General features: G+C 74.5%; 12 protein-coding genes and 1 pseudogene. 3 read left to right on the top strand and 10 right to left on the bottom strand.

Going from position 1 to position 11,125, the window contains the following annotated elements; all coding sequences use genetic code 11:
• The 10 genes from KDL01_RS19870 to KDL01_RS19915 form a co-directional block, all read right to left on the bottom strand.
• Nucleotides 1-981: an alpha-ketoacid dehydrogenase subunit beta gene (locus KDL01_RS19870; RefSeq protein WP_212530037.1), complete on the bottom strand. Its 981-nt coding sequence runs from the start codon at nt 979-981 to the stop codon at nt 1-3.
• Nucleotides 981-1,946, bottom strand: coding sequence for a thiamine pyrophosphate-dependent dehydrogenase E1 component subunit alpha (locus tag KDL01_RS19875; protein WP_212530038.1), 966 nt, complete (start codon nt 1,944-1,946; stop codon nt 981-983). The genes KDL01_RS19870 and KDL01_RS19875 overlap by 1 nt, the downstream gene beginning before the upstream one ends.
• Nucleotides 1,939-2,865 (bottom strand): phytanoyl-CoA dioxygenase family protein, encoded by a 927-nt coding sequence (locus KDL01_RS19880; RefSeq protein WP_212530039.1) that lies wholly within the window; start codon nt 2,863-2,865, stop codon nt 1,939-1,941. The genes KDL01_RS19875 and KDL01_RS19880 overlap by 8 nt, the downstream gene beginning before the upstream one ends.
• Nucleotides 2,866-2,868: 3 nt before the next feature.
• Nucleotides 2,869-3,957, bottom strand: coding sequence for a 4-hydroxyphenylpyruvate dioxygenase (gene hppD / locus KDL01_RS19885; RefSeq protein WP_212530040.1), 1,089 nt, complete (start codon nt 3,955-3,957; stop codon nt 2,869-2,871).
• 31 nt (nt 3,958-3,988) lie between these two features.
• A complete protein-coding gene (locus KDL01_RS19890) occupies nt 3,989-5,233 on the bottom strand; it encodes a beta-ketoacyl-[acyl-carrier-protein] synthase family protein (protein WP_368861609.1) in 1,245 nt (414 codons plus the stop codon).
• A gap of 53 nt (nt 5,234-5,286) precedes the next feature.
• Nucleotides 5,287-5,787 (bottom strand): beta-ketoacyl synthase chain length factor, encoded by a 501-nt coding sequence (locus tag KDL01_RS45335; protein ID WP_368861610.1) that lies wholly within the window; start codon nt 5,785-5,787, stop codon nt 5,287-5,289.
• Between the two features lie 74 nt (nt 5,788-5,861).
• A complete protein-coding gene (locus KDL01_RS19900; protein WP_368861611.1) occupies nt 5,862-6,962 on the bottom strand; it encodes a beta-ketoacyl synthase N-terminal-like domain-containing protein in 1,101 nt (366 codons plus the stop codon).
• Between the two features lie 82 nt (nt 6,963-7,044).
• Complete coding sequence (locus KDL01_RS19905; protein WP_246576697.1) at nt 7,045-7,314, bottom strand: hypothetical protein; 270 nt, start codon at nt 7,312-7,314, stop codon at nt 7,045-7,047.
• Between the two features lie 2 nt (nt 7,315-7,316).
• Nucleotides 7,317-7,586, bottom strand: coding sequence for a phosphopantetheine-binding protein (locus tag KDL01_RS19910; protein WP_212530043.1), 270 nt, complete (start codon nt 7,584-7,586; stop codon nt 7,317-7,319).
• On the bottom strand, nt 7,583-8,986 hold the full coding sequence (locus KDL01_RS19915; RefSeq protein ID WP_212530044.1) for a class I adenylate-forming enzyme family protein: 1,404 nt from the start codon (nt 8,984-8,986) through the stop codon (nt 7,583-7,585). The genes KDL01_RS19910 and KDL01_RS19915 overlap by 4 nt, the downstream gene beginning before the upstream one ends.
• 304 nt (nt 8,987-9,290) lie before the next feature.
• Between KDL01_RS19915 and KDL01_RS19920 the strand changes: the two genes are divergently transcribed.
• The 3 genes and pseudogenes from KDL01_RS19920 to KDL01_RS19930 form a co-directional block, all read left to right on the top strand.
• The gene (locus tag KDL01_RS19920; protein ID WP_212530045.1) at nt 9,291-10,217 is read left to right on the top strand and encodes a methyltransferase domain-containing protein; all 927 of its coding nucleotides are present in this window, start codon (nt 9,291-9,293) and stop codon (nt 10,215-10,217) included.
• On the top strand, nt 10,214-10,549 hold the full coding sequence (locus KDL01_RS19925; RefSeq protein WP_212530046.1) for a hypothetical protein: 336 nt from the start codon (nt 10,214-10,216) through the stop codon (nt 10,547-10,549). The genes KDL01_RS19920 and KDL01_RS19925 overlap by 4 nt, the downstream gene beginning before the upstream one ends.
• A pseudogene (locus KDL01_RS19930) lies at nt 10,546-11,125 on the top strand (glycosyltransferase); the annotation flags it as partial. The gene KDL01_RS19925 and the pseudogene KDL01_RS19930, both read left to right, overlap by 4 nt.

An 11,125-nucleotide genomic window follows, 5' to 3' on the forward strand; every position in this document is an offset into this window, starting at 1 on the left:
TCACGCCTCCCAGGTCGATTTGGCCGCGGCGCGGATCGCGGTGCGCAACTGCTCGCGGTTGGGTTGCAGCGCCAGGTCCAGGGCGCGGGCGAAGGGCAGGACGGTGCCGTCCGGACGGGTGACGCGGCGCGGTGGGGCGGTCAGGCGCAGCTGTTCGGCGGCGGTGGCGAGGATCTCGGCGCCGATGCCGCAGGACCGGTTGGAGTCGTCGATCACGACCAGGCGGCCGGTGCGGTCCAGGCTCGCGCCGAGCCCGGTCCAGTCGAACGGGTGCAGGGTGCGCGGGTCGAAGACCTCGACCGAGATCTCCTCGGCCAGTTCCTCGGCCACCGCGAGCGCGTCGTGCACGTGCTGGCCGATCGCGACGACGGTCACGTCCGTGCCGGTGCGGTGGATCCGGCCGAGGCCGAGCGGGATCGGGCCGAGCGCGGCGAGGTCGACGTCCGCGCGCACGCCCACGGCTCCGGCAGGTGCGAACACGACCACCGGGTCGTCCTCGCGCAGAGCGCTGACCAGCAGTCCGTAGGCGTCCTCGGGGGTGGCCGGGACGACGGTCTTGACCCCGACGTGCGCGAAGAGGCTGTAGGGATGGTCCGAGTGCTGCCCGGCCCAGCCGGGGCGCGAGCCGGAGCTTGGCACCAGGTAGGTCACCGGCACCTTCGCCTGTCCGCCGGTCATCAGGGAGAACTTGTGGGCCTGGTCGGCGATCTGTTCGAACGCCAGGTAGAGCAGCGCCGGGATCTGGAACTCGATCAGCGGCCGCATCCCGGCCAGGGCCGCGCCGGTGGCGAAGCCGGTGAAGGCCTGTTCGGAGATCGGGGTGTCGAGCACCCGGTCCGGGCCGAAGCGCTTGAGCAGCCCGGCGGTCACGTTCGTCACCGCGACCCCGACGTCCTCGCCGAGTACGCACACGGCCGGGTCGCGGGCCATCTCGTCGGCGATCGCCCGGTTCAGGGCCTTGAGGTAGGAGAGGTTGGCCATCACAGTGCTCCGGCTCGGGTGTGCGAGCCGTCGGCGTAGAGGTAGCGCGCCGCGCCGGCCGGGTCGGGGTGGGGGCTCTCGAGCGCGAAGCGGACGGCGTCGTCGAGCACCTGCTCGATCTGCGCGTCGATCGCCTCGCGGCGGGCGGCCGGGACGCGCGCGCCCTGGATCGCGACCGGGTCGCGGGAGCGGCCGCGGGCGAGTTCGTCCTCGCCGCGGTAGCGCGGGCGGGCGGCGTGTTCCCAGGTGTGGTGCGCGTCGAAGCGGTAGGTGACGCACTCGATCAGGCTCGGGCCGAGTCCCTCCCGGGCCGCGGCGACCGCGGTGGTGGCGGCGGCGAGTACGGCTTCGGGGTCCATGCCGTCCACGGTCGCGGCCGGGATGCCGAAGGCCGTGGCGCGTCCGGCGATGGTGCCGGCCACGGCCGCCTCGGTGCGGGTGGAGGTGGCGTATCCGTTGTTCTCGCACACGAACAGCACCGGCAGCCGCCAGAGCGCGGCCAGGTTCAGCGTCTCGAGCAGCACGCCCTGGTTGACCGCGCCGTCGCCGAAGAAGGTCGCGACCACCCGGTCCGCGCCGGTGCGCGCAGCCGCCCAGGCGGCGCCGGTCGCGATCGGTGCGGCGGCGCCCACGATGGCGTTGGCGCCGAGGATCCCGACGGCGAAGTCGGCCGCGTGCATGGATCCGCCGCGTCCACGGTTCAGGCCGGTGGCCCGCCCGGCCAGCTCCGCCATGGTGCGGGCCGGGTCGGCGCCCTTGGCCAGGACGTGGCCGTGGCCTCGGTGGGTGCTGGTGATCTGGTCCTGCGGGCGCAGCGCGGCGCACACCCCGGCGGCGATCGCCTCCTGCCCGAGGTAGGGGTGGATGCCGCCGACGATCTCGCCGGAGTGGACGAGTTCGATGGCGCGCTGTTCGAACCGGCGGATGAGCCGGACGGTGTGGTAGAGGGCGGCCGGGTCAGGCATCGAGGTCGCGTTCGTCGCCGGCCCACAGCTGCGGGCAGAATTCGGGGTCGGCGTAGTCCGGGTCGCCGGCGGCCGTGCGGCGTACCAGCGCGTCGTGGTTGTAGGCCACCGCGGTGCCGTCGCTCAGCGCGAACCGGCGGTAGTGGTTGGCCCCGTCCTGCAGGTGCAGCGAGACGGCGCGGCGCGGGCGGTCGGCGCGGTTGGGCCCGGAGCCGTGATAGGTGCGGCAGTGGTGGAAGCTCAGGTGTCCCAACGGGATCTCGATCGGGACGCGGCGAACCTCGGCGCCGTTGTACGCGGCGTTCTCGGCCAGCATCCGGTCCAGGCCGGCCCTGTCGCGTTCGGCGAAGTGGCGGGTGGTGGAGTCCTCGAGGCCGATCTCCTTCCACCGGTGGCTGCCGTCGATCATCGTGATGGTGCCCATCCGCTCGTCGCAGTCGTGGAACGGGATGAACGCGGTGAGCATCCGCTCGGAGGTGCAGGTGGCCCAGTAGTGCTTGTCGAAGTGCCAGGGCACGACGTTGCTCGGCTCCCCGGCGATCGGGGGCTTGTAGATGAGAGTGGACTGGAACAGCCGGATCCGCTCGACCTCGGCCAGCCGCGCGGCCACCGCGCCGATCAGGGGTTTGCGCAGGATCCGGCCGATGGCGTCGGATTCGTAGTGCACGTAGTCGTTGTGCCGCTGGACCGGGCCGTCGGACGGCTCCCAGTACGCCAGGCGCGGCGGGCGCAGCGGCAGGCGCCGGTCGCGTTCGCCCGCGTAGTAGCGTTCGCTCGCCTCGAGCAGCTGGGCGATCTCGTCGTCGGTGAAGAGCTTGCCGGTCAGGTACCAGCCGTGTTCGGCGTAGTGTTCGACGTCCGTGGCGCCGGGCAGCAGGGCGCGTTCGTCGTCGGTGAGGGTGAAGGTCCTGGTGCTCATCGCTTATCCGGCCTCCGTCGTCTCGCGGAAGGCGGCGAGTTCCCGTTCCTTCGCCGCGTAGAGTGCGGGGATGTTGCTGGTGCCGAAGGTGCGCGAGCCGTGCCGCTCGATCAGCTCCCAGAAGAAGGTGCGGCGGATGTGGGTGGAGGTGGCGAAGATCTGGTACATCCGGCCCCAGTGGTCGCGGTCGACCAGGATGCCCAGCGGCGCGAGGCGCTCCACCGGCACGTCGCTCGCGCCGATGCGTTCGCCGAGCATCGCGTAGTAGCTCGGCGGGGTCTGCGCGAACTGCGTCCCGCGCGCGGACAGCTCGGTCACGGTGGCGGCGATGTCGGTGGTGGTGAGCGCCAGGTGCTGTACGCCCGGGCCCTCGTGCCAGGCCAGGAAGTCGTCGATCTGCCCGGCCCGGTGGCTCAGGTCCGGCTCGAGGAAGGTGAAGGTGGCGGTGCCCGAGGGGCTCTGGACCACCTTGGAGAACATCGCCTGCGCGCCCACCTCGATGTACTCCTCGAAGATGAGCCGGAACCCGAAGGCCTTCTCGTAGTAGAGCGCGGTGGCCTCGAGGGAGCCGCCGGGCACGCACGCGGCGGCGTGGTCGATGCCGTGGATGAGCAGCTCCCCGCCGGTGTCGTCCGGCTCGGCGTCCGGCGCGGCCGTGATCCCGGGCAGGCCGTTGCCCGCGCCCTGACGCTCGATCAGGTGGTGCGCGACGTCGCCGAACCCGGAGACGCTCGCGCAGGTGACCGTGCCGTGTTCGTCCTCGGACACGCTCGGGGGCGCCAGCGGGCTCGCGCCGGCGGCCACCGCGTCGGCGTAGGCGGCCGCGGCGTCGTCGGTGCGGAAGGCCACCGCCGAGACCCCGTCGCCGTGCCGGGCGACGTAGCCGCTGGCCGGGTGCGCCGCGTTGAGCCCGGAGGTCAGCCGGATCCTGGCCTCGCCCTGGCCGATCAGGACGCTGAGCGCGCCGTCGAGTCCCGACTCCGGTCCGCCCTGGCCGAGCACCCGGAATCCCAGGACTCGGCACAGCGAGGACGCCGTCTGCCGCGCGTCGGCGACGGAGAACTCGACGTGGTCGACGCCGAGGATGGTCATGGCCGTTCCTTCTTTCTGCTGGTCGTGGCGCTCAGGCCCGGCGGACCCTGCGGGTGGCCGGGGCGCCGAGCACGAGGCTGACGTTGTGGCCGCCGAACCCGAACGAGGTGGACACGGCCGCCTCGGCCCGGGTGGCGCGCGGCGCGCCGCGCACGTGGTCGAGCGCGCAGCCCGGGTCCGGGTCCTGGAGGTTGTGCGTGGGCGGGAGCAGTCCGCGCCCGAGCGCCGCGGCGGTCACGGCGGCCTCGACCGCGCCGGAGGCGCCGAGCAGGTGCCCGGTGACCGCCTTGGTCGCGCTCACCGGCGGGCCGTGCTCGCCGAAGACGGTGCGCACCGCGGCGGCCTCGGCCAGGTCGCCGAGCCGGGTGCCGGTGCCGTGGGCGTTGAGGTAGCCGATGTCGCCGGGGGCGAGGTCGGCGTCCGCGAGTGCCCGGCGCAGGCACGTGGCGGCGCCCTCGCCGTCGGCGCGCGGGGTCATGATGTGGTGGGCGTCGTTGGTCGCGCCCCAGCCGAGCACGGCCGCGTACCCGCCGGCGCCGCGGGCGTCGGCGTGCGCGAGGCGTTCGAGCACGAGCACGCCCGCGCCCTCGCCGAGCACGAGTCCGTTGCGGCGCCGGTCGAACGGCCGGCTCGCGCCGCCCGGGTCCTTCGCCCAGCCGCGGGCCAGGGCGCGGGCGTTGCCGAACGCGTCGGCGAACGTCGGGTGCAGCGGCGCCTCGCTGCACCCGCACACCACCACGTCGGCCTCGTCCGCGCGCAGCAGCCGGGCCGCCTCGCCGATCGACTGCGCGCCCGCGGCGCACGCGGTGCCGATGGAGGAGCTGTAGCCGCGGATGCCGTGCCGGATCGCGATGTGGGCCGCGCCCATGTTGGGCAGTACGCCGGCGAGCAGGTAAGGGCTCACCCCGAGCCGTCCGCGCGCGGCCCGGCTGAGCACCTGCTGCTCCAGCGTCGCGGAACCGCCGACGTTCGAGACGATGACGGCGATGCGGTACGGGTCCACGTCCCGCCCGACCTCGATGCCCGCGTCGGCCAGCGCGTCCTCGGCGGCCCGCAGCGCCATCACGATGGAGCGGTCCACCGTGCGCGCCTGCGGTCCGGGCAGCACGCTCTCCGGGTCGATCGGCGGGCTGAACCCGGCGACCTCAAGGCACCCGTCCAGCGCGTGGCCCGCGGCCGGCGCGGCCAGTCCCGAGCGGCCCTCGCACATCGCCGCGAGCACCGCGGCCGCGCTGGTGCCGACCGGGGTGACCAGGCCCATCCCGGTCACCGCCACCGGCTCGCGCGCGCACCGGCGGGCCGGGCCGCGCTCGCCGGGCGCCCGCGCGTTCACGCGGCCCCGCCGAGACCGGACCGCGCGCGCAGGCCGAGCAGCACCGCGGCGCCGCGTGCGCCCGCGCCGTCGGCCGGCTCCAGGTCGACCTCGGCCACCAGCACCTCGTCCGCGTCGCCGTCCTCGAGCAGCAGCGCGGCCACCTCGATCCCGGCCTCGGGCGCGCAGACCGAGACGATCGGCCCGGTCAGCGCCCGGCGCGCGGCCACGTGCCCGGCCACCGCGTTCGGCACCGACTGGAAGAACATCAGGGGCCAGACCCGCCCGCCGGTGTCCACCGCCTCGGCCACCTGCGCCGCGCTGGCCACGTCGCCCAGCGCACTGACCACGACCACGGCGGTGACCACCTCGGGCCCGCGCTGTGGGACCCGGCGCAGGGCGCGCTTGGCCACCTCGGCGACGATCGGGGAGAAGGAGGAGGAGACGAATCCGGGCAGTGGCGGCGGGATCTGATCCGCCGTCGACTCCGGCCAGCACGCTGAGGCCAGTACGGCCAGGTGCGCGGCGCGGGCCCGCGCCGCGAGCGCGGTCAGTTCGCGCGGGGGGTCCACCGGGATCGCGGCCCGGCCCCTCACGGCGTGCCCACCAGCAGCGCGGTGTTCGCTCCGCCGAACGCGACGTTCAGGCTCAGCGCGTACGCCCCGGCCGGCCGCCCGGCCCGATGCAGGATCAGATTCAGCCGGCAGGCCTCGTCCGGGCCCAGGTGCCCGGCGTTGACCGGCAGCCGCCCGGCCCGCAGCGCGCCGACCGAGACCACGAGCTCGAGCAGCCCGCCGGCCTCGAGGGCCTGCCCGTGCACGGATTTGGTGGAGCTGACCGGGACCTCGGCGGCGTGCTCGCCCAGCGCGCCGTACAGGGCCGCGGCCTCGGCGGTGTCGCTGTGGCGGGTGCCGGAACCGTGCGCGTTGACGTAGCCGACAGCCGCTGCGCCGATCCCTCCACGGCACAGCGCGGCGGAGATCGCCCGCGCGAGACCCGACCCGTCGGGCCGCGGCCGGCACACATGGTACCCGTCCCCGGCCCGGCCCCAGCCGGCCAGCCGCGCCAGTGCCGGGACCCTCCGGCGGCGCGCGGCCGAGGCCGATTCCAGGACCACCGCGGCCACTCCGTCGCCGAGCAGCAGGCCGCTGCGACCGGCGCTGAACGGACGCACCCGCCCGTCGAGCGCGAGCGCCCGCCCGGCGTCGAAGAGCGCGAACTGGTCCGGCTCGACCAGGTAGCCGGCGGCCACCACGACCCGGGCCGCGCGCCCGTGCGCGATCATCGCGCCAGCGTCCGCCACCGCGCTGCTGGCCGCAACACACGCCGAGGTGTAGACCCGTACCGCGTCGGACAGTCCGGTGCGGCGCGCGAGGCGGGCGGCGAAGGCGTCGCCGGTGTGCTCGGCCCGCTCGTCCGGCGCGGCCCGGCCGAGGTCGGGATCGCCGTGCACGGCCAGGAACAGCGGACACGCCGCCCGCGCCGCGGCGCCCAGCCCGGCACCGTCGCAGGCCTCGTCGATGACCCGGGCCAGCTCGCCGGACAGGGCCGGGGCCCCGGGCAGCGCGGCGGCGACCTGCGCGCGCCGCCCGGCCACGTCGAACCGGCGCACCGGCCCGAACGCCGCCCGCCCCTCCAGCGCGCCCGCCAGCAGCGGCTCGAGGCCCCGGCCGAAGGCGCTGGTCACGGCCATGCCGGTGAGCTCGACCTGTTCGCTTCCGCGTGCCACGCCCGGCGGTCCGCTCGGCCCGGCCGGGGCGGAGAGTTCGACGGGCTCAGTCATGGGCGGGTTCGCCCTCCAGGCGCACAGCGCCCAGCTCGGCGAGTACTTCGACGACGCCGGTGACGGTGCCCATCCGGGCCAGCAGCGCGTCGTCGGAGTCGAGCGCGCGGCCGTAACGCTGGTCGAGCTGGTGCAGCAGCCAGGCCAGCTCCATCGAGTCGATGTCCTCGGGGACCTGTTCGGGCGAGCGTTCGCCGTAGCCGGCCAGCAGTTCGAGCACCTCGGCGCGGGCCGGGGCGGGCCGGTGGGGAGAGTCGGCCACGGCTAGCTGCCCGCGGTGGGCGCGGCCGCGAGCAGCCCGGCCACGGCCTGGCAGAACTCGCCGATGGTCATCGCGGCCAGCTGCTCCGCCTCGTCGTCGGCGAAGGTGACGCCGAACCGGTCCTCGACCCGGATCCCGAGCTCGGCCAGGGCGACCGAGTCCAGGTCGGCTCCGGCCGGCCCGAGCAGCGAGTCGTCATCGAGCCCTTCGACGTCGAAGTTCATCTCGCGCAGAGACGCGAGGGCGAACCGGCGAATCTCAGCATCGATCATCGTGTGGAGTTCCCTTCCAGATCGGGTACCGCGAGCAGGACGTTCGGGTCGCGCACGAGCTTGCCGGTGGCGGTGCGCGGCAGCCGGTCGACCACGTGCAGGACGCGCGGGCGTTTGTAGCCGGCGAGTTGTTCGGCCAGGCCCGCCTCGACCCGCGCGAGTGTCCCCGGCTCGCGCAGCACGAGGTAGGCCTCGATGACGGTGCCGTGCACGACCACGGCCGCGGCCACCTCGGGCAGCGCGGCGAGCGTGTGTTCGACTTCGGTCAGGTCCACCTTCAGCGCCCCGACCGAGACCTGGGAGTCGCGCCGGCCGCGCACCCGCAGCAGTCCGCTGCCGGGCTCGACGGTGCCGGCGTCGCGGGTGTGCAGCCACCCGTCGGACCAGCGGGACGGGTCGGTGGCGCCGAGGTAGGGCGAGCGGGCCGCGGCGATGTGCAGCTCGCCGCCCTCCTCCCGGATGACGAGTCCGGGCGCGGGCTCGAGCGCGGGGCGGTGCTTGCCGAACAGGTCGGTCGCGATGACGCCGACCTCGGTCATCCCGTACATGTTGCCCAGCCGGATCCCGTACCGGTCCACGAACGCGTCGTGCACCTGCGCCCGCACCAGCTCCCCGCCGGTGGTCATCCCGGTCAGCTGCGGCAGCGGCGGGGGAGCGGCGACGGCGGCGAGCAGCTCGAGGTGGAAGGGCACGCCCAGCAGCGTCGTCGGCGCGCCGCCCGCGGCCACGGCGGCGAGGATGCCGTCCGCGGTCATCCGGGCCGGGATCGCGACCTGCGCCCCGGTGTGCAGCCCGTACATCAGGCCGCCGACGAGCCCGAGCACGTGCACCATCGAGGCCAGCGACACGATCCGCTCGCCCCGGCGCGGCACCCCGTCCATCCGCGTGTACCGGTCGAGCTCGCCCACCAGGTCCTCGGCGGTGCGCCCGATCACCTTCGAGGGCCCGGTGGATCCGGAGCTCAGCTGCACCAGCACGCACGCGTTCCCGGCCGGCCGGCCCCCCGCCCGCGCCGCCACCCGTTCCTGCACGGTGTGGAACCCGCGCAGATGCCCGCCGTAGGGCGCGGCGGGAGAGACGACGACCTGCGGCGCGAGCTGCTCGAGCGCCCGCTCGGTCTCGAACGCGGTGAGGCGGTGGTCGAGCAGGATCGCCTGGGCCCCGGCGCGCCAGGCGGCCAGCAGGCCGGCCACGAACGCGAGCGAGGGCGCCAGGCAGAACGCCGCCGTGCCGCCCGGGGCCAGACCCGCCCCGGCCAGCAGCTCCTGGCGCCGGGCCACCAGCCGGCGCAGCTCGCCGCGGCGCACCGGCCCGTCGAGGAAAAGGCACTCCTCGGTGTCCGGCCCGTCCAACAGAAACTCGTCAACCCAGGACGAATCTCCACACAGATCAATGCTCATCGAACGCCGGGCCCTTTCCACGACACGTCCGTAAGTCAGCGCGCAGATATGGCAATCGCTGAGAGTTGTAAATCCACCACGCGCACCTTCGGTGCTGCCGACCCGGCCTGTCAAGCGCACGTACGCGCCAGGTGATCCAGCGCCCGCCTCCTGCTTATAAAGACACGGTAAAGCGGGTTCGGGGGCGATGTAACTTACATGCGGTTGACGAAAAAGCGCGCCGAAGCTAGCGTGACCGACCATCAAAGATTGCGTTCTCGGCCCCCCGAAATCCTCTTTCCTGGAAAAGGCGCAGTGTCCTGAGATGAACGCCGCACCCGAAATGAACGCCGTATTCACGTCCGCCGACGGCGGGATGACCGCGGCGGTGGCGCGTTACTACGACACCACCGTCGATCTCTACGAAGACCTCTGGGGCGAGCACGTCCACCACGGCTACTGGGATCCGCACGAGCGGTCGGGCACCGACCCGGCCGACCGGATCGGCGCCACCGACCGGCTGGTGCGCGAACTCGTCGGCTACGCCGGGATCCCGGCCGGCGCGCACGTGCTCGACGTCGGCTGCGGCATCGGCGGCCCCGCGCTCTACCTGGCCGGCACGCTCGGCGCCACCGTCGAGGGAGTGACCCTCAGCGAGGCGCAGGCCGCCCGCGCCACCGCGAAGGCCGAGGCCGCGGGCCTGGCCGAGCGGGCCAGGTTCCACCGCCGCGACGGGCTCGCCACCGGCTTCCCTGACGCGTCCTTCGACGTGGTCTGGGCGATGGAGAGCCTGATGCACATCGAGGACCGCGCCGCGTTCTTCACCGAGGCGCTGCGGCTGCTGCGCCCCGGCGGCCGCCTCGCCGTGGCCACCTGGTCGGTGCGCGACGGCGAGCTGAACGCGGCCGAACAGGACCTGGTGCGGATGATCCTGCGCCACCAGGTGATGCCGAGCCTCTCCTCGCGCCGGGAGCACGAGCGGCTGTGCCGCGACGCGGGGTTCGAGGGCGTGGCCGCCGCCGACTGGAGCGCCGCCGTCGCCCGCACCTGGGACCCGCAATACGCGGCGCTGCCGCACTTCGAGCGCAGCAAGACCATGATGATGGAGCTGGCCCGGGAACGCGGCGTGGACGTGCTCGGATACTTCCACGCGGGCCCGCTGATGAAGCGCGGCTTCGACACCGGCGTCGTCACCTACGACGCGCTGCGCGCCACCAAGCCGGGCGGCCGCGCCCACCCGGACGCCGCGTGAGCGCCGTGGCGCTGCTCGAGGAGATCGCCGACCTGCTGTGCGCCGCGCTCGGCCAGGACACCGCGTGGCGCGCGGCCCTCGGCCCGGCCACGCGCCTGGACGGCGAGCTGTTCCTCGACAGCCTCGAACTCGCCGCCTTCGGCGCCGCCCTGACGGCCCGTTACGGCGAGCCCGTCGACCTGCCCGCGTACGTCGCAGGCCTCGACATCGACGCCATCATCGAGCTGACGCTCGCCCAGGTCGCCGAGTACGTCGCGCACGTCGGGCACCTCGAGCGCACCGCCGGAGCCGCCGGTCCCGCGGCCGTCGCCGAACGGGCCGCCGCCGTATGAGCCGGTTCCTGTTCGTCACCCTGCCGCTGACCGGCCACGCCTACCCGATCGCCGCCGTCGCCGGCGCGCTCACCGCCCGCGGGCACGAGGTGGCGTGGGCAGGCTCCGAGTCGTTCCTGCGCCCGATCCTCGGGCCCGACGCCGCGATCCACCCCATCCCGCTGCGCGCCCACCGCGGCCAGGCCGAACAGGGCATGGCCGCCGCCAAGACGCGCTGGGAGGGCTACATCGCCCCGCACGCCAAGACCACCCTGCCCGGCATCGAGAAGGCGATCGCCGAACTGCGCCCCGACGCGCTCGCCGTCGACCAGCACGCGATCGCCGGGGCGCTGGCCGCGCACCGCCACGCCCTGCCCTGGGCCTCGCTCGCCCCCACCACCATGGAACTGGCCCGGCCCTACCGCACCGCCATGCCCAAGGTCGAGGAGTGGATCCACGCGCAGATGGCCGCGATGTGGACCCGTGCCGCCCTGCCCGGCGAGCCCCCGCACGACCTGCGCTTCTCCCCGCACCTGCTGATCGCCTTCACCGGCGCCGCGTTGGCCGGCGACCCGGGCAGCCCGACCCGCACCGAAC

It is taken from the genome of Actinospica durhamensis (assembly GCF_018139695.1).
Lineage (GTDB): Bacteria > Actinomycetota > Actinomycetes > Streptomycetales > Catenulisporaceae > Actinospica > Actinospica durhamensis.

What these genes read in the sequence shown, in the direction of transcription:
- KDL01_RS19870 (WP_212530037.1), bottom strand. Translation starts at nt 981, where the DNA reads ATGGCCAACCTCTCCTACCTCAAGGCCCTGAACCGGGCGATCGCCGAC.
- KDL01_RS19880 (WP_212530039.1), bottom strand. Translation starts at nt 2,865, where the DNA reads ATGAGCACCAGGACCTTCACCCTCACCGACGACGAACGCGCCCTGCTG.
- KDL01_RS19875 (WP_212530038.1), bottom strand. Translation starts at nt 1,946, where the DNA reads ATGCCTGACCCGGCCGCCCTCTACCACACCGTCCGGCTCATCCGCCGG.
- KDL01_RS19910 (WP_212530043.1), bottom strand. Translation starts at nt 7,586, where the DNA reads ATGATCGATGCTGAGATTCGCCGGTTCGCCCTCGCGTCTCTGCGCGAG.
- KDL01_RS19915 (WP_212530044.1), bottom strand. Translation starts at nt 8,986, where the DNA reads ATGAGCATTGATCTGTGTGGAGATTCGTCCTGGGTTGACGAGTTTCTG.
- hppD (WP_212530040.1), bottom strand. Translation starts at nt 3,957, where the DNA reads ATGACCATCCTCGGCGTCGACCACGTCGAGTTCTCCGTCGCCGACGCG.
- KDL01_RS19900 (WP_368861611.1), bottom strand. Translation starts at nt 6,962, where the DNA reads ATGGCCGTGACCAGCGCCTTCGGCCGGGGCCTCGAGCCGCTGCTGGCG.
- KDL01_RS19920 (WP_212530045.1), top strand. Translation starts at nt 9,291, where the DNA reads ATGAACGCCGCACCCGAAATGAACGCCGTATTCACGTCCGCCGACGGC.